Source organism: Azospirillum terrae (genome assembly GCF_053470425.1).
Genome location: NZ_JBPXMR010000009.1, coordinates 180,352 through 197,979, shown reverse-complemented (window position 1 = coordinate 197,979; position 17,628 = coordinate 180,352). Strand labels below are relative to the sequence as shown.

The 17,628-nt window shown below is 69.1% G+C and carries 17 protein-coding genes and 1 pseudogene; 15 read left to right on the top strand and 3 right to left on the bottom strand.

Features of this window, described 5'->3' with window-relative positions; translation table 11 throughout:
- The 3 genes and pseudogenes from ACSVDD_RS21805 to ACSVDD_RS21795 all read right to left on the bottom strand — a co-directional run.
- On the bottom strand, positions 1-319 hold a 319-nt coding region (locus ACSVDD_RS21805; RefSeq protein ID WP_448191500.1), incomplete at its 3' end, for a transposase family protein.
- A gap of 190 nt (positions 320-509) precedes the next feature.
- Positions 510-938, bottom strand: a pseudogene (locus ACSVDD_RS21800) (transposase); the annotation flags it as partial.
- A gap of 206 nt (positions 939-1,144) precedes the next feature.
- Positions 1,145-1,840: a FadR/GntR family transcriptional regulator gene (locus ACSVDD_RS21795; protein WP_448191499.1), complete on the bottom strand. Its 696-nt coding sequence runs from the start codon at positions 1,838-1,840 to the stop codon at positions 1,145-1,147.
- Positions 1,841-1,980: 140 nt separating this feature from the next.
- On the opposite strand from ACSVDD_RS21795, the gene ACSVDD_RS21790 reads away from it, so the two are divergent.
- The 15 genes from ACSVDD_RS21790 (at position 1,981) to ACSVDD_RS21720 (ending at position 17,621) form a co-directional block, all read left to right on the top strand.
- The gene (locus ACSVDD_RS21790) at positions 1,981-3,213 is read left to right on the top strand and encodes an ABC transporter substrate-binding protein (protein ID WP_448191498.1); all 1,233 of its coding nucleotides are present in this window, start codon (positions 1,981-1,983) and stop codon (positions 3,211-3,213) included.
- A 38-nt stretch (positions 3,214-3,251) separates the two neighbouring features.
- Positions 3,252-4,802, top strand: coding sequence for an amidase (locus ACSVDD_RS21785; RefSeq protein ID WP_448191497.1), 1,551 nt, complete (start codon positions 3,252-3,254; stop codon positions 4,800-4,802).
- 4 nt (positions 4,803-4,806) lie between these two features.
- Positions 4,807-5,697, top strand: a complete 891-nt coding sequence (locus tag ACSVDD_RS21780; RefSeq protein ID WP_448191496.1) for a branched-chain amino acid ABC transporter permease — start codon at positions 4,807-4,809, stop codon at positions 5,695-5,697.
- The gene (locus ACSVDD_RS21775; RefSeq protein WP_448191495.1) at positions 5,694-6,662 is read left to right on the top strand and encodes a branched-chain amino acid ABC transporter permease; all 969 of its coding nucleotides are present in this window, start codon (positions 5,694-5,696) and stop codon (positions 6,660-6,662) included. The genes ACSVDD_RS21780 and ACSVDD_RS21775 overlap by 4 nt, the downstream gene beginning before the upstream one ends.
- A gap of 11 nt (positions 6,663-6,673) precedes the next feature.
- Positions 6,674-7,393, top strand: a complete 720-nt coding sequence (locus tag ACSVDD_RS21770) for an ABC transporter ATP-binding protein (protein ID WP_448191494.1) — start codon at positions 6,674-6,676, stop codon at positions 7,391-7,393.
- Positions 7,390-8,127 (top strand): ABC transporter ATP-binding protein, encoded by a 738-nt coding sequence (locus ACSVDD_RS21765; RefSeq protein ID WP_448191493.1) that lies wholly within the window; start codon positions 7,390-7,392, stop codon positions 8,125-8,127. Before ACSVDD_RS21770 ends, ACSVDD_RS21765 begins: the two co-directional genes overlap by 4 nt.
- Positions 8,128-8,163: 36 nt before the next feature.
- Positions 8,164-9,327, top strand: coding sequence for a branched-chain amino acid ABC transporter substrate-binding protein (locus ACSVDD_RS21760; RefSeq protein WP_448191492.1), 1,164 nt, complete (start codon positions 8,164-8,166; stop codon positions 9,325-9,327).
- A 16-nt stretch (positions 9,328-9,343) separates the two neighbouring features.
- The gene (locus ACSVDD_RS21755) at positions 9,344-10,264 is read left to right on the top strand and encodes a branched-chain amino acid ABC transporter permease (RefSeq protein WP_448191491.1); all 921 of its coding nucleotides are present in this window, start codon (positions 9,344-9,346) and stop codon (positions 10,262-10,264) included.
- Between the two features lie 2 nt (positions 10,265-10,266).
- The gene (locus tag ACSVDD_RS21750; RefSeq protein ID WP_448191490.1) at positions 10,267-11,415 is read left to right on the top strand and encodes a branched-chain amino acid ABC transporter permease; all 1,149 of its coding nucleotides are present in this window, start codon (positions 10,267-10,269) and stop codon (positions 11,413-11,415) included.
- Positions 11,415-12,200: an ABC transporter ATP-binding protein gene (locus tag ACSVDD_RS21745; RefSeq protein ID WP_448191489.1), complete on the top strand. Its 786-nt coding sequence runs from the start codon at positions 11,415-11,417 to the stop codon at positions 12,198-12,200. Before ACSVDD_RS21750 ends, ACSVDD_RS21745 begins: the two co-directional genes overlap by 1 nt.
- Positions 12,197-12,907, top strand: coding sequence for an ABC transporter ATP-binding protein (locus ACSVDD_RS21740; protein WP_448191488.1), 711 nt, complete (start codon positions 12,197-12,199; stop codon positions 12,905-12,907). Before ACSVDD_RS21745 ends, ACSVDD_RS21740 begins: the two co-directional genes overlap by 4 nt.
- A gap of 12 nt (positions 12,908-12,919) precedes the next feature.
- Positions 12,920-14,044 (top strand): M20 family metallopeptidase, encoded by a 1,125-nt coding sequence (locus ACSVDD_RS21735; protein ID WP_448191487.1) that lies wholly within the window; start codon positions 12,920-12,922, stop codon positions 14,042-14,044.
- Positions 14,041-15,309, top strand: a complete 1,269-nt coding sequence (locus tag ACSVDD_RS21730) for an amidase (RefSeq protein WP_448191486.1) — start codon at positions 14,041-14,043, stop codon at positions 15,307-15,309. Before ACSVDD_RS21735 ends, ACSVDD_RS21730 begins: the two co-directional genes overlap by 4 nt.
- A 26-nt stretch (positions 15,310-15,335) precedes the next feature.
- Entirely contained in the window at positions 15,336-15,815 is a 480-nt protein-coding gene (locus tag ACSVDD_RS21725) for a VOC family protein (RefSeq protein WP_448191485.1), read from the top strand.
- A gap of 780 nt (positions 15,816-16,595) precedes the next feature.
- The gene (locus ACSVDD_RS21720) at positions 16,596-17,621 is read left to right on the top strand and encodes a 2-dehydropantoate 2-reductase (RefSeq protein WP_448191484.1); all 1,026 of its coding nucleotides are present in this window, start codon (positions 16,596-16,598) and stop codon (positions 17,619-17,621) included.
- Positions 17,622-17,628: the final 7 nt, after the last annotated feature.

The window sequence follows — 17,628 nt, the reverse complement described above, 5'->3', positions numbered from 1 at the left end:
CTAGGCGCGACCCAGGCTCGCCGCCCAGAGCCAAGCCGATGTCCCGTTGCGCTTGGGCCAGACGGGGCGTGCGCCGGGCCTTGGGCAGGGCGACCTCGGGCAGGCGCTCGGTGAAGATGGTGCGCCGGCACGTCAGGACCGAACAGCGGAAGCGGCGCGCGGCAATGTGAAGTTCCACGCGCTTGCCCTGCCAGGGCAGATCGGCGAGACGGCGGACATAGGTGCTGTGGACGCGCCCGGACATGTAGCCGCACAACGGACAGGCGGATTCGATCGCTGTCGGCTTGGCGACGAGCACGATGCGGTCTGTGGTTGGCAAGAACTGAATGATGGAAAGACCCGCCGGAACAACGGCGTGAAGATCGAAGGGCAATGGCTACATGGCGGCTGGAGAGTGCGACTTCCTTCTATGTGTGGATGCCGCTACGCGCCGGCACCCCTGTTTGCACCAGAAGTGCGGAAGAACCCGTAATTGACGCTGGCCGGACTTCGAAATTGTCGTTGCACATCACCCGCTCGTCGATCTCGGCGCACGGCCGGCTGACCTGGCTCTTGGAGATGCCCGACATTCCCATGACCTGGACCAGATCGTCCACCGAGCGGGTCGAGATGCCCTGGATATAGGCTTCCTGGATCACCGCGGTGAGCGCCTTCTCGGCCATCCGGCGCGGCTCCAGGAAGCCGGGAAAGTAGGTGCCACGCCGCAGCTTGGGGATGCGCAGCTCGACGGTGCCGGCCCGGGTTTCCCAGTCCCGATCCCGGTAGCCGTTGCGCTGCACCAGCCGCTCGACCGAGCGTTCGCCGTGTCCCGCGCCGGTCAGCCCCTGCACCTCCAGGTCCATCAGCCGTTGCGCGGCAAAGCCGACCATCTCGCGCAGAACAGCGGCGTCCGTGCCCTTCTCAAGCATCGTGCGAAGCGCCATCATCTCGTCGGTCATCGTGGTCACCCTTCGTGTGGGTTGAGGTGTGGTGACCAGACTCTACCGAAGAACCACGATGACCGCCCCTCTGTGGGGAACCGCCCGCCTACACCAGCTCTGTGGGGCACGACCCGAGGCGGCGTTTTCGCTGCTGGCCGTAGCCTGCGGACAATGACATGGAGCAGGGAATTGTCCGGGCCTAACCAGAGACCGGACGCCGAAGGTCAGCTAGCGGCGAATGGCACCTTCAGGCGTTCGGCGGCCCGGGCGATGTGATGGCGCATGGCGACCGCCGCCACATCCCCGTCATGACGCTCCAGCGCGCGGATGACGGCCTCGTGTTCCTGCACCGGCTCCATCAGGCGGTTGCGGTCGGACAGCGGCAGGCGCTGGGTTTCCAGGATCACCGGCCGGTAGAGCTGGATGATCTCCCGCACCGCGCGGTTCCCGGCGAGGTCGATGATCGCGATGTGCAGGTCGAAATCGTGCTCCGTCGCCGCCGGCAGGTCGCCGGCGGTGAGCGCGTCCAGCATGGCGCCGTTGATGGCCCGCATCCGCGCCACGTCGTCCGCGGTCGCGTGCCGGGCCGACAGGCGCACCGTGAAGCCCTCCAGCGCGTAGCGGAGTTGGTAGACCTCGGCCTCCGAGTAGCGGTCGCTGAAGCGCCAATGCTCGACGGCGGACAGGCGCTGTTCCGCCGGGTCGCGGACGAAGGCCCCTCGGCTGGGCTCCACGCGGATCAGGCCCTGGCTTTCCAACTGGAGAACCGCTTCGCGCAGCGAGGTGCGGCTGACGCGGAAGCGCTCGGCCAGCTCGCGCTGCGGTGGCAGGCGGCTGCCCGGCGCCAAGTCGCCGTCGGTGATCATCCGCTGGAGGCGCTGCACCACCTGCTGAGTGATCGGGCGCCATTTCTGGTCCATGCGCCTCCCCCCTCTCCGTTTGGCCGGCTTGACGATTGTTTTGCGTGCAAACTAACCTATGACAACGGTCCGACCGGTCAGACCAAGAACCATACGCGAGATCCCGCCGGGGGGCCAACAATTCGGGGAGGAGACGAGGCATGTCCAAGAGCCTGTTTGGACAGGGGACGGGGCTCGCCGTCCTGCTGGCCGGGACCGCCCTGTCGGGCGGAGCGCTGGCGCAGGGCGGCGAGCCGATCCGCATTGGCGCCATCATCGCGCAGTCGCCGCCGGGGTCCGTGGTGCAGGGCACCCAGGTTCGCGACGGGCTGGAGGTCGCCCGCGACATCATCAACAAGCAGGGCGGCGTGCTGGGCCGCCCGGTCGAGATCCTCTACGAGGACGGCCAGGGCGTGCCGGAGAAGGGCCGCGCGGCGGCGGAGAAGCTGATCACCCGGGACAAGGTCGTGGCGCTGACCGGCGAGCACCAAAGCTCCAACGTGCTGGCGGAGATCGAGGTCGCCAAGCGCTACAACGTCCCCTACGTCAACACCAACGGCTGGTCGGACGACATCCGCAAGAAGGGCTACAAACAGGTCTTCAACCCCAACAACTACAACACGCGCGTCGCCTCGGCGATGGCCGAGGTGATCGCGCAGATGGGGGTAAAGAGCGTCGTCACCTTCGCCGAGAACACTGACTACGGCCTGGGACAGGCGCAGGCGCTGGCGCAGTTCGTCAAGGAAAAGGCGCCCAACGTCAACTACCGCTATGAACGCATGGACCGCGCGTCCAAGGACTACACGCCGGCCATCCTGGCGCTGAAGGGCAATCCGCCGGACATGGTCATCAACGCCATGCTGCCGCCCGGCGCCTACATCCTGATGAACCAGCTCTACGAGCAGGGCGTGGCCCCGACGGCTAAGACATGGTTCTACGACGGCGCCGGGATCGTCGATTACCCGGACTTCTGGGACAACGTCACCGAGGCCGGCAAGGACATGATCGTCTTCGGCCTCTACCACCCCAGCATGCAGATCCCCGACGTTGGCAAGCAGGTCGGCGACGCCTACAAGGCGCGCACGAAGAACGAGCCGAACCGCCTGATCTTCCAGGCCGCGGACTCGCTGTTCGTGATCGCCGACGCCATCAAGCGCGCCAACTCCACCGAGCCGGACGCGGTGATCGCGGCCATGCAGAAGACCAACTTCACCGGCACGCGCGGCGCCATCACCTACTCCGACAAGCCGGGCTACACGTTCCAGCAGTGGGTCGACATCCCCTACGTCACCTTCCAGGTGACCGAGGTGAAGCAACCGCTCGACAAGACGCCGCTGGTGCAGGCGCCGGGCTTGGCCTTCGACATGGGCAAGCTGGCGAAGCCGGCGAAGTAAACCCTCTCCCGGGGCGGGAGAGGGGTTTGGAGGTCTGCATGATCTTCGACGACGGTCTCGCGTCCCGGTTGGAGGGCGCGGCGGCGTTGCACGGGCTGCCGGACCGCGACCGCGCGGAACTCTGGGCGGAACGACTGCGCATGAATCGGGCGGAGGTGGAACGCTTCGCCGCCACGCCTGCCGGGAACGATGCCCCGCACTTGAGCCCGGAGCGCCACCCGCTGGCCTTCCCGGACGCCGCGGCGCCGCCGGTGGCGGTGGGCGTTGCGGACGTGGCCCGCCGCGTCGTGGCCGGGGAGCTGGACCCGCGCGCACGGCTCGACGCGCAGCTCGACCGCATCCGGCGGGGGGCGGCGCTCAATGCCTTCGTCACGGTGGACGAGGCCGGGGCGCGCGCCCAGGCCGACGCGGTGGCGGCGGGCGCGCGGGCCGGGCGGCTGGCTGGGGTGACGGTGGCGGTGAAGGATCTGGCGGCGGTGCGCGGGCTGGCGACCACCGGCGGCACCCGCGCCGTCGTCCCGCGCGTTGCGGCGGAGGACGCGCCGGTGGTCGCGCGCCTGCGGGCGGAAGGGGCGGTGATCGTCGGCACCACCAACCTGCACGAACTGGCCTACGGCATCACCAGCGCCAACCCGCATTTCGGCGCGGTCGGCAACCCGCGCGGGGCGGGGCGGCTGCCGGGCGGATCGTCCGGCGGGTCGGCGGCGGCGGTCGCAGCGGACATGGCCGACCTTGCCATCGGCACGGACACCGCCGGTTCCATCCGCATTCCGGCGGCGTGCTGCGGGGTGGTCGGCTTCAAGCCGAGCTACGACGCGCTGCCCCGCACCGGCGTGCTGGACCTCGCCCCCTCGCTCGACCATGTCGGGCCGCTGGCGGCCAGCGTCGCGGATACCGCGCTGATGTTCGAGGTGATGGCCGGGCTGGACGCCGGCCAAGTGACTGGGCCGATGGCCGCTCTGGCCGGGCGCCGCTTCCGGCTGGTGCGGCCGGCGACCTTCTTCATGGACCTCGTCACGCCGGAGGTGGCGCGGCTGTTCGGCGCGGCGCTGGAGCGGCTGCGGGCCGCCGGCTTCACCGTGCAGGACCGGGCCATCGCCGACATCGACCTCGCCCCGGCCGTGCAGTTCTTCACCATCGCCCCCGAGGCCACCCAGGGGCACGAGGCCCTGGCCCTGCGCCGGACGGAGGGGCTGGGCGAGGACGTGCGGGTGCGGCTGGAGATCGGCCGCTTCCTGCGCGCCGCCGACTACGTCAAGGCGCAGCGCCTGCGCCGTCACCTCACGCGCCAGTTGCTAGCCGCGCTGGACGGGGTGGACGCGCTGGTGCTGCCGACGCTGCTGTCCACCGCCCCGCCGGCCGACGCCGCGACGGTGGACGTGGGCGGCACCAGCCTGCCGGTGCACACGGCGCTGACCCGCTGCACGGCGCCCTTCAACCTTGCCGGCATGCCGGCGCTGACGCTGCCCTGCGGCGAGGATGCCGACGGGCTGCCGGCCGCCGTGCAGATCGTTGGGCGGCCGGGCGCGGACGTGACGGTGCTGGGCATCGGCGCGGCGGTCGAGGCGGTTCTGGCGGGGAGGGCGTGAGGGCATGCTGGCGCTCGACCTTGCGGTCAACGGCCTGATCACCGGCGTGTTCTACGCGCTGATGGCCATTGGGCTGTCGCTGATCTTCGGCATCCTGCGCGTGGTGAACTTCGCGCACGGCGAGTTCTACATGGTCGGCTCCTACGCCTACACGCTGGCGTGCGTGTCGCTGGGCATCAACCCGTGGCTGGCGCTGCCGGTGGCGCTGGCGGCCGGGGCAGCGCTGGGCTGGGCGACGGAGCGCACGCTGATGCGGCCGCTCTACGCCGGCTATTCCTCCTGGGGCAACCTGCGGGACGAGTACGCGATCATCGTCACCTTCGGGCTGTCGCTGCTGCTGATCAACCTCGTGGACAAGGTGGTCGGCCCCTACCCCATGCGCGGGCCGTCGCTGGTGGCGAGCCCGCGCATGGCGCTCGGCCCCTTCATGATGAGCGGGCAGCGGCTGACCGCCGCGGCGGTGGGGCTGGCGGTCATCGCCGCGGTGTTCCTGCTGATCCGCTACAGCTTCTGGGGCAAGCAGATCCAGGCGGTGGCGCAGAACCGGCTGGGCGCCTCGCTGGCGGGCATCGACACCAGCAAGGTCAGCGCCCTGGTGTTCGCCGCGGCGGGTGCGCTGGCGGCGCTGGCCGGCGGGCTGCTGGCGCCGCTGATCAACGCCTCGCCGGAGGTCGGCGTGTTCACCGCCATCAAGTCCTACGTGGTGGTGGTGCTGGGCGGCATGGGCTCCATCGCCGGGGCGTTCCTGGCGGCGCTGATGCTGGGCGTGCTGGAGAGCTTCGCGGCCGTCTACATCAGCTACGACTACCGCGACACCTTCGGGCTGGTGATCTTGGTGCTGGTGCTGCTGGTCCGGCCGCACGGCCTCTTCGGGCAGCGGGGGCGCGAGGTATGATCGACAACTCCGAAACCCGCGCCAACCGCGAGTTCGCCGCCTCGCTGATCCTCCTGGCGCTGGTGGCGCTGGCGCCGCTGCTGGTCGTCAACGAGTACTGGCTGGGCGTGCTGGTGGTGTGCATGTACTTCGCGCTCCAGGCGGCGGGGTGGAACCTGCTGGCCGGCTACACCGGGCAGATGTCGCTGGCCCCCGCCGCCTTCGCCATGATCGGCGCCTACGGCACCGGGCTGATGGCCTACCGGTACGAGCAGCCCTTCTGGGTCGGCATCCCCGTGGGGATACTGGCGGCGGCGGTGCTAGGATGGGTGCTGGGGCGGGTGGCGCTGAAGCTGAGCGGGCCGTACCTGGGCCTGACGACGCTGTCCTTCGCCGAGATCGCGCGGCTGATCGTCGGCAATTCCTACGACATCACGCGCGGCGACCTGGGGCTCAGCGTGCCGGGGATCTTCGACGGGCGGCTGGCGTACTATTACCTGTTCCTGGCGGTTCTGCTGGTGGTGCAGGTCGGCATCTTCCTGACGCTGAAGTCCAAGGCCGGGCTGTTCCTCCAGGCCATCCGCGACGACGAGATCGCGGCGGCCAGCCGCGGCGTGCCCGTCGTGCGCTGGAAAGTGGCGGCCTTCGTCGCCAGCTCCGCCATCTGCGGGCTGGCGGGGGCGCTGTACGCCCATTTCGCCCAACTGGTCAGTCCGGAACTGGGGCTGATCATGCAGACCGGCTTCGTCATCAGCATGACGGTGATCGGCGGCATGGGGACGCTGGTCGGCCCCATCCTGGGCGCCTTCCTGGTCTATCTGGGGTCGGAGGCGGTGCGCGACTTCGGCGGCTGGCACCTGATCGTCTTCGCGCTGCTGGTCATCGTCGTGGCGCGCTTCTTCCGCGACGGGCTATGGGGGCTGGTGCGGCTGGCGCTCACCCGGCGGGCCGCGGCACCGGTCCAACCGGCCGTCGGCACGCGGTAAGGGGGGCGGCCGTGGCAATTCTCTCCATCCGCGACGTGACCAAGACCTTTGGCGGCATCGCCGCAGTCGATCACGTCTCCTTCGACGTGGAGGCGGGCGAACTGGTCGGGTTGATCGGCCCGAACGGGTCGGGCAAGACGACGCTGATCAACATGCTCAGCGGCCTGCTGCCGGTGGGTAGCGGCGACATCGTGCTGGAAGGGCGCTCGCTGCTGGGGCTGAGCGCCGACCGCATCGCGCAGCGCGGCGTGCTGCGCATGTTCCAGCTCACCCGCGCCTTCAACCGCATCAGCGCGCTCGACAACCTGCTGGTGGCCGGCCGGGCGCTCGGCCTGGGGGCGGAGGAGGCGAAGCGGCGGGCGCTGCTGCTGTTGGAGGAGCTGCGCATCGACCACGTGATGAACCTCGACGCCGGGCAGCTCTCCGGTGGGCAGCGCAAGCTGCTGGAGTTCGGGACCTGCTTCATGGTGCCGCCGCGCGTGGCGCTGCTGGACGAGCCGTTCGCCGCCGTGCACCCGACCATGCGGGCGGTCATGGCCGACTTCGTGCGGCGGCGTCACGCTGAGGGGCAGACCTTCCTGCTGGTCAGCCACGACATGCCCATCGTGGTGGAGCTGTGCCCGCGCTCCGTCTGCATGAACGCCGGCTCGGTCATCGCCGACGCGCCGACGCGTGCCGTGCTCGACGACCCGGACGTGATCGAGGCCTATCTGGGGGGGCATGCGGCATGAGCGCGCTGTTGCGTCTGGAAGGCGTCACCGCCGGCTATTCCGCCGACATCGACGTGCTGAAGAACGTGACGGTGGAGGTGCCGGCCGGCTCGGTGCGCGGGCTGATCGGGCTGAACGGGGCGGGCAAGTCCACCATCCTGAAGGCGGCCTGCGGGCTGCTGGCGCTCAAGGCCGGGCGGATCGTCTTCGACGGCCGGGACATCACCGGCATCCGCCCACACGAGCTGATCGGCCTCGGCATGGGCCTGATCCCCCAGGAGTCCAGCCTGTTCCCGCACATGAGCGTGCGCGACAACCTGACCATCCCGCTGCGCCGGCGCCGCCAACTCGCCGGGGCGGATGGTGCCGGCCGCGACCGCTGGGCGGAGATGCTGGAGCATTTCCCGCTGGTCCACACCCGCCTGGACAGCAAGGCCGGCGCGCTCAGCGGCGGGCAGCAGAAGCAGGTGGAGTTCGCCAAGGCCTACCTGCTGCGCCCCAAGCTCTGCATGATCGACGAGCCGAGCATCGGCCTGTCGCCGAAGATCGCCGAGCAGGTGTTCGACTGGATCGGCCTGTTCGCTCGCGAGGGCATGGCGATCCTGCTGGTCGACCACAACATCCGCAAGGTGATCGAGCTGTCCGACCACACCTACGTGCTGAGCCTGGGCGAGGTCACCGGCGAGGGTCCGCGCGAGCACTTCATGGGCGACATGCACGATCAGGTGAAGACTTGGCTGGGACTGAACTACTGAACGCCAAAGATCAAATGACAACGGGGAGAGGAAGCGATGACGAGCATGCGTGGTATGGCGGCCGCGGCATTGGCTGCCGCTCTGGCGCTCGGCGCGCCGCCAGCGCGGGCCAAGGACACGGTCACCGTCGCCTTCATCGGGCCGCTGACCGGCGGCGTCGCGGCTGTGGGGCTTGGCGGGCGCAACTCGGCCGATCTGGCGGTGAAGCTGCGCAACGCCGATGCCAAGGCCAAGTACAGCTACCAGCTCACCGTGCTCGACGACGAGTGCAAGCCCAACATCGGCGTGCAGGTCGCCACCAAGGCGGCGACCGACAAGGCGGTGATCGGCGGGGTGACGCACTATTGCTCGGCGGTCGCCATCGGCACGGTGGACGTCTACCACCAATTCGGCATGCCGGCGATCGTCTGGGGCGCGGTGCTGCCCGACATCACCTATGCCAACGACTACAAGGAGATCGACCGCGTCAACGGCACCATGATCAACCAGAACGAGGTTGCCGCCAAGTTCATGACCGACAAGGGCTTCAAGAAGTTCGCGATCATCCACGACACCACCGACTACGGCAAGGGCCACAACGAGTACTTCACCAAGTTCGCCAAGCAGAACGGCTTGCAGGTGCTGGGCGCCTTCGGGGTGACGGCGGACCAGCAGGACTTCACGGCGGAACTCACCCAGATCAAGGCGCTGAACCCGGAGGTGATCTTCTTCGGCGGGCTGACCCCCATCGGGGTGCGCATCCGCTCGCAAATGGACAAGCTCGGCATGGGGAACGTGCAGTTCCAGGGCACGTCGGGCATCGTGTCGGACGCCTACATCGAGGGGCTGGGGCCGCTGGCCGAGGGCACGCTGGCCTTCCGCGAGGGCGCCCCAGTGGACAAGCTGCCGGGCGGCCGGTTCTTCGTCGAGAAGTACCAAGCCGCTGGCTATGGCGAGCCGCCGGAGGCCTACGGGCCCTTCGCCTTCGCGGCGATGAACCTGCTGCTCGACGCCATCGAGAAGGTCGGACCTGACCGCCGCAAGGTGCGCGACGAGCTGCGCAGGACCAAGGACCACGACAGCATCGTCGGCCCGATCACCTTCGACGACCACGGCCAGAACACGGTGGCGGCCATCACCAAGTACGTCTCCCAGGACGGAAAATGGGTGGTGTGGGAGGACAGCGAATACGCAGCGGGCAAGCGGAACCTGAAGCGCTGACCGCCGGGAGCGCACCATGGACTTCGGCCTCATCGGTCAATACGTCGCCAACGGCGTGATGCTGGGCATGATGTACGCCCTCGTCGCGGTCGGCTTTACGTTGTTCTTCGGCGTGCTGGACGTCATCAAGTTCTCGCACGGCGACGTACTGATGGTCGGCACCTTCGCCGGGCTGGCGACGTATCTCGGCTTGCGCGCCCTGGGCGTCGCCAGCCCGGTCGTGCAGGTGCTCGGCGTGACGGTGGCGGCGGTCGGGTCGATGGCGCTGCTGGGGGCGCTGATCGCGCGGTATCTGGTGATGCCGTTGCGCTCGGCGCCGCCGCTCAACACGCTGCTGATCACACTGATGCTCGGCACGGTGCTGCGCGAAGGCGTGCGGCTGTTCTACCCGGAGGGCGCCAACCCGAAGCCGTTCCCCCGGCTGCTGCCGGCGGACTCCGTGTCCTTCGGCAGCTTCACCGTGCGGGCGGATTCGGTGATCCTGCTGCTGGCCGGGCTGGCAGTGATCGTGGCGCTCAACCTCCTCATCAACCGCACCCGCCTGGGCCTCGCCATCCGCGCGGTGGCGCAGGACGAGGAGACGGCGCGCTGCATGGGCATCAACTTCACCCTGATCGTGCTGGTCACCTTCGCCCTGGGCTCCGGCGTGGCGGCGTTCGCCGGGGTGATGAACGGTCTGTACTACAACGAGATCAACTTCGGCATGGGGCTGCTGCTGGGGGTGGCCGGCTTCTCGGCGGCGATCATCGGCGGCCTGGGCAACCTCTACGGCGCCATCCTCGGCGGATTCCTGTTCGCCGCCCTGCAGACCATCGGCGCCGTCGCGCTGCCGTTCGCCAGCGCCTACAAGGACGTGTTCGCCTACACCGTCGTCATCGCCATCATGGCGTGGCGCCCCAGCGGCCTGATCGCCGAAAAGAGCAGCGAGCGGGTGTGAGCATGGCAGCCGCGAAACCCTCGATCCTGCCGGGGCTCGCCGCGATCATCGCCGGGGCGGTGTTCGCCGTGGCGCTGCTCACCGCCGAGAAGCAGGCGGCGGTCGGCGCGCTGCTGCTCGGCGCCGCGCTGGCGGCGGCCGGGGCGTGGCGCTTCGGGCTCGCCCGCGCCGTCGGTGCCTCCTTCGACGCGCACGAGGGGGTGCTGAACGCCGCCGTGGTGCTGGCCGTGCTGGCGGTGACCGCGTGGTTCTACGAAGACCACTTCCCGCTCCTGATGCTGGCGACCGTGCTGCTGTCCGCCACCACCTGCATCGGGCTGACCGTGCAGTTCGGCTATGCCGGGATGGTGAACTTCGCCGGTGCGTCCTTCTATGGGGTGGGGGCGTACACGGCGGCGGTGCTGGTCAAGTATTCGAGCCTGCCGCATCTGCTTGCCATCCCACTGGGCGGCGTGGCGGCGGCGGCGATCGGCTCGTTCCTGATCCTGCCGATGTTGCGCACCAAGGGGCACTACACGGCGGTGGTCACCATCGCCTTCGCCATCCTGATGAAGACCTTCCTGGAGGTGAACGACACGCTGGGCGGCCCGCAGGGCATGAAGATCCGCGGCGTCAGCGTCTTCGGCTGGAAGCCCAACACGGCGCTGGAGTTCGGTGAGGTCGAGCTGTCGCACTACGTGGTCTATGTGCTGGCGGCGCTGGCGCTGCTGGTGTTGGCGTTCGCGCTGACGCGGCGGATGGAGCGCTCCTGGGTCGGGCTGGCGCTCGACGCAGTGCGCATCGACGAGACGGCGGCGGCCTGCTTCGGCCACGACATTGCGCGCTGGAAGATCGTCGCCTTCACCTGGGGCAACGCGCTGGCCGGCATGGCCGGGGCGCTGTACGCGCTGATGGTCGGCTTCATCGCGCCCAACAATTTCACCTTCGGCGACAGCCTGATCCTGGTCTCGATCATCCTCCTGGGCGGCATCGGCAATCTGTGGGGCGCCATGCTCGGCACCGCGCTGGTGGTGATTCTGCCGGAGAAGTTCCAGGTCATCCAGGAATACCGGTTCCTGCTCTACGCCGTGCTGGTCATGCTGATCCTGCTGTTCCGGCCGCAGGGGCTGCTGCCGCGGCCCTTGCGCCGCTACGCGCCGGGGAGGGGCTGATGCTGGTGCCGTCGCCGCTTCTGGAGGTGACCGGGCTGACCCGCCGCTTCGGCGGGCTGCTGGCGCTCAACCGCGTGGACGTGCAGGTCGGCACCGGCGAGGTGGTCGGGCTGATCGGGCCGAACGGGTCCGGCAAGACCACCTTCTTCAACGTCGTCACCGGCATCTACGCGGCCAACGAGGGGCGGGTGCGCTTCGACGGGCAGGACATCACCCGCTGGACGCCGCAGGCGGTGTACGGGGCGGGCATCGTCCGCACCTTCCAGCGCTCACGCCTGTGCCTGCCGCTGTCGATCCTGGACAACGTCATGGTCGGCAACCACAAGCGCCTGAACCGCGGCCTGTGGTTCAACCTGCTGCGCCGAAGCGCCTTCCGCGAGCAGTACGAGGCGGCGCGCGAGGAGGCGCGGGTCATCCTCGACACCTTTAATCCCGAGCTGGCCCGCCGCATGGACGAGGCGGTGGCCGCCTTCCCAATGATCCAGCGCCGCCGCATCGAGATCTGCCGGGCGCTGATCGCGCACCCCAAGCTGCTTCTGCTCGACGAGCCCTCGGCCGGCATGACGCACGAGGAGACCCGCCAGCTGATGGACGATATCCTGGAGGTGCGCGACCGGGTCGATCCGTCGCTGGCCATCATCATCATCGAGCACGAGATGGGCGTGATCGAGCGCATCACCGACCGCTGCGTCGTGCTGAATTTCGGCCAGAAGATCGCCGAGGGCAGCTACCGCGAGGTGGCCGGCGACCGGCAGGTCCAGGAAGCCTATCTGGGGGTGGAATGAGCGCCGACCTGACCATCGCCGGCCTCACCAGCGGCTACGAGAAGGCCGACGTGCTGCATGGCGTCTCGCTGAGCGTGCGCGCCGGGACCATCACCTGCCTGCTGGGCGCCAACGGGTCTGGCAAGACGACGCTGGTGCGCGGCATCCTCGGCCTGACGCCGCCGCGCCGGGGCTCGATCCGCTTCGGCGGGGCGGAGTTGGTCGGCCTCTCCACCCACCGCATCGTCGCCGAGGGGATCGGCGCGATCCCCGAGGGCCGCCGGCTGTTCCCCAAGCTGACGGTGGAGGAGAACCTGCGCCTCGGCGCCTATCTGGTGCGGGACGAGGGCCGGCTGCGCGACCGGCTGGAGCGGGTCTACGCCCTGTTCCCCCGCCTGAAGGAGCGGCGCACCCAGTTGGCCGGCACCATGTCCGGCGGCGAGCAGGCCATGGTCTCCATCGGGCGGGGCCTGATGGGGGAGCCGAAGGTGCTGCTGATCGACGAGCCGTCGCTCGGCCTCTCGCCGCTCTATGTGAAGGAGAACTTCACCATCATCCGCCGCATCAACGAGGCGGGCATCACCGTGTTCCTCGTCGAACAGAACGCCAAGCAGACGCTGGCGATCTCCCATTTCGGCTACGTGCTGAGCCAGGGGCGCGTCGTCGCCTCCGGCACGCCGGACGAGCTGATGGGCAGCGACGAGGTCCACCAGGCGTATTTCGGGTAAAGGAAGGATCCCATGACGCACTCCCCCGCCGTCGCGCTCACGCAGGCGCTGGTCCGGCAGAACACCATCAACCCGCCCGGCAACGAGCGGCGCTGCGCAGACATCCTGGCCCGGCGGCTGGAGGAAAACGGCTTCGCCGTGGATGTGGTGGAATTCGGCGACAACCGCGCCAGCCTCGTCGCCCGCATCGGCGGCAGGGAGGGGACGCTGCCCCTCGCCTTCACCGGCCACATCGACACGGTGCCGCTGGGCATGCGCGCGTGGACGCAGGACCCGTTTGGCGGCGAAATTGTCGGGGACAGGCTGTTCGGCCGCGGCTCCAGTGACATGAAGGCCGGCGTCGCCGCCTTCGTGGAGGCGTGCATCGACCGGCGCACCGTCCTGGAGGGCGGCCCCGGCGCGCTGCTGGTCATCACCGCGGCGGAGGAGACGGGGTGCGAGGGCGCCTACCACCTGTGCAGCCAGCCCGGCCTGCTGGGCAGGGCCGGGGCGCTGGTGGTGGCGGAGCCCACCTCCAACTACCCGCTGGTCGGCCACAAGGGGGCGCTGTGGCTGAAGGCGGTGGCGGAGGGGGTGACCGCGCACGGCTCCATGCCGGAGAAGGGCGTCAACGCCGTCGCCAAGGCCGCCCGCGCCGTGGTGAAGCTCGACGATTTCGACTTCAACGAGCGCCGGCACGAAGTGCTGGGCAGCCCGACGCTGAACGTCGGCACGCTGCACGGCGGCATCAACGTCAATTCCGTGCCGGACCGCGCCGAGATCGGCCTGGACATCCGCACCGTGCCCGGCCAGACCCACGCGCGGGTACGGGAAGCGCTGGGCAGCTTCCTCGGCCCCGACGTGGCGATGGCCCCCATCGTCGACGTGGAGGCGGTGTGGACCGATCCGCAGGATTCCTGGATGCGCCGCGTCTTCGCCATCATGGAGCCGCTGCTGGGCGAGGCGCCGGTGGTGAAGGGGGCGACCTACTTCACCGACGCCTCGGCGCTGACACCGGCCATGGGCGGGCTGCCCACCGTGATCCTCGGCCCCGGCGAGGCGGCGATGGCGCACCAGACCGATGAATACTGCCTCGTCCCGCGCATCGATCAGGCGGTCGAGGCCTACCGCCGCATCATCGAGGATTGGTGCCGATGATCCCCACCGCCCTGGAGGCCGCCCAGCGCATCGCCGACGGCAGTCTCACCTGCGAAGCGCTGACCCGCCAGTGCCTGGAGCGCATCGCCGAGCGTGAGCCGGCCGTGCAGGCGTGGCAGCACCTCGACGCGCAAGCGGCGCTGGAGGCGGCGCGGCGCATCGACCGCGCGGGCTCCGGCCCGTTGAAGGGGCTGCCCATGGGGGTGAAGGACATCATCGACACCGCCGACATGCCGACCGGCTACGGCTCCCCGCTCTACGAGGGGTTCCGGCCGCCGCGCGACGCCGCCTGCGTGGCGCTGGCGCGGCAAGCGGGCGCGCTGATGCTCGGCAAGACGGTGACCACAGAGTTCGCCTATTTCCAGCCGGGCAAGACCCGCAACCCGCAGGATCCCGGCCGCACGCCCGGCGGGTCCTCCTCCGGGTCGGCGGCGGCGGTGGCTGACGGGATGGTGCCGCTGGCCTTCGGCACGCAGACCGCCGGCTCGGTGATCCGCCCCGCCAGCTTCTGCGGCTGCGTCGGCTACAAGCCGAGCTTCGGCCTGATCGACCGCACGGGCGTGCGGCCCTTCGCGGACAGCCTGGACACGGTGGGTGTTTTCGCCCGCACGCTCGAAGACGCCGCCTTCTTCGCCGCGATCCTGTCGGGGCGGCCAAAGCTGAGGGTTACCGAGGATGGCTTCCGCCCGCGTATCGGCCTGTGTCGCACGTATGAATGGGACGCGGCCGCACCGGCCACCTGCGCCGCGCTGGACGACGCCATGCACCGCCTGGGCGGGGCCGGCATCAACGTTCGCGACGTGGCTCTGCCCGAGCGCTGGCGCGGCCTGAGCGACGCGCAGAAGACCATCATGGCCTATGAGGGTGCCCGGTCCTGCGCGCCGGAGATGCTGGGGACTCCCGACCGGCTCAGCGCCAAGCTGCGGGAGATCCTCGAAGCCGGCGCCGCCATGTCGCCTGACGCTTACGACGCCGCCAGGGCATTGGCGGGGGAAGCGCGCGCCGGGATTGCCGAGGTTTTTGAGGACTTCGATGTGCTGCTGGTCCCGAGCGCGCCGGGCGAGGCGCCGGAGGGCTTGGACGCGACCGGCGACCCGGTGTTCAGCCGGGTCTGGACGTTGCTCGGCGTTCCCAGCGTCACCGTGCCGGGCCTGAGGGGGCCTGCTGGCATGCCGGTCGGCGTCCAACTGGTCGGAAGGCTTGGCGACGACCCCCGTGTGCTGGCCGCGGCGGCGGTGATTGCCAGCGTGCTCCCGGCTGATTAGAGAGCGTGGTGGAAGGACAGACGACCATGGCCATTGCCAAGAACACGATCTGCTTGTGGTACGACAAGGACGCCGAGGCGGCAGCGAGCTTCTACGCCGAGACCTTTCCGGACAGCCGGGTGGGCGCGGTCCACCGTGCCCCCGGCGACTACCCGTCCGGCAAGGCGGGCGACGTGCTGACGGTCGAATTCACCGTCGCGGGCATCCCCTGCCTCGGCCTGAACGGCGGGCCCGCGTTCACACACAACGAAGCCTTCTCGTTCCAGATTGCCACGGACGATCAGGACGAGACCGACCGCTACTGGAACGCCATCGTGGGCAATGGCGGCCGGGAAAGCGCCTGTGGCTGGTGCAAGGACAAATGGGGCGTCTCCTGGCAAATCACGCCGCGCGCGCTGACCGAGGCGCTTGCTGCCGGCGGCGATGAAGCCAAGCGCGCGTTCGAGGCAATGATGAGCATGACGAAGATCGACGTCGCGGCCATCGAGGCGGCCCGGCGGGGCTGACGGCTTCGGGGTTGCCTGTCCCGACCGGGGCCAGAGGCCCGGCGCTCAGCGCTGGATGTGCGTTCGGTAAAGGCCAAATCCCGCCCGTGATTTGAACCTGCTGGGCTGCGAGAAGAACAGGGCAGGGGGCTTGTTCGGTGGTACAAAGATGGTCGATGGCGGTTGCTAAGCTGTTGGAATCACTAGGTCACTCGCCGGAATCGTCGCCTCCCCGTGGGGAAGCGCTCTCTCGGGGTGTGGCTAACTGATTGAAAAGGCCCAGCTTTTTGGCTGGGCCCTTTTTGTTTCCCCACACGCTTCCCCGATTTCGTTGCAGCGTTCGCAGTTGGGCAGCGGAATGATGCGGTCCAAGAAGAGCGCCTTCAAAGGCCGGCGAGTTGTGGCGCTTCGCCAAGCTCGACAACGCAAGTACCCAGCACCGGCTCGACGCAACGGTCGCGATCGCCGGGGCCTCGGCATGCCTGAAGAAAGGCGATGCGGAGTCTCAGCCGTGAACTGCCGGCCCATGAACAGGCTCTTCTTGGGGCGCATATCTCCGTTACCCCCGCCGCAAACGCCGCAACAGAACCGGGCGACCCGGCATGGCTGCGGCAGGAAGACCTGCGTCCGCGCCGCGATCCGCCGGGCATCATCCTGGCCTATGCCCTTCGAGTGCGCAATCAGCCACACGGGGCATTGACATACGGTATCTGGTATACCAAACTCCAAACAATCGGTCGGACTGACTGTTGGGTCGCCGTTGGTTGGCGGCTGGCGCGGACAAGCGAACGGGGGAGGAGCATGAAGATCTGCATCTTCGGATCGGGTGCCATCGGCGGCTACCTGGGAGTTCGGCTTCATCAGGCCGGGGCCGAGGTCAGCCTCGTGGCGCGGGGCGCCCACTTGGCGGCGATGCGCGAGCGGGGGGTGCGCCTGATCGTCGGCGACGAGGAGAGCGTCGTCCACCCACGCTGCACCGACGATCCGCGGGAACTAGGGGTTCAGGACTACGTGGTCGTCGGCCTCAAGGCGCATTCGGTGCCGGGGGCCGTGAAGTCCATGCAGCCGCTGCTCGATCCGGACACCGCGGTGGTCACCGCCGTCAACGGCATCCCTTACTGGTACTTCCACAAGCATGGCGGCGCGTTCGAGGGGCGGACCCTGGAGTCCGTCGATCCCGATGCCGCGCAGTGGCGGCGCCTCGGGCCGGAGCGCGCCATCGGCTGCGTCGTCTATCCGGCCACCGAAGTGGTCGAGCCGGGAATCATCAAGCATGTCTATGGCGACAAGTTCTCCCTGGGCGAACCGGACGGCAGCACGTCGGAGCGCGTCCGCCGGCTGAGCCAGGCCATGGAGGCGGGCGGGTTGCGGGCGCCGGTGCTTGAGCGCATCCGCGACGAGATCTGGCTGAAGCTGTGGGGCAACCTGTGCTTCAACCCGATCAGCGCGCTGACCCACGCCACCCTGGACGTCATCTGCGCCGATCCGGAGACCCGCGCCGTTGCCAAGGCGATGATGCTGGAAGCCAAGGAGATCGGCGATCGCCTCGGCGTGCACTTCCGCGTCGATGTGGAGCGCCGCATCAACGGGGCCGGTGCCGTCGGAGCGCACAAGACGTCGATGCTCCAGGACCTCGAACGCGGCCGTCCGATGGAAATCGACGCGCTGCTGTCGGTGGTGCAGGAGATGGGCCGGATGGTCGGCGTGCCGACCCCGACCATCGATGTGGTGCTGGCCCTGGTGCGCCAGCGCGGCGCGGTGGCCGGTCTCTACACGCACCCGCAGCCCAGGATCGAGGAGGCGGCGCCATCGGTCGCGGCGCAATAACCGATCA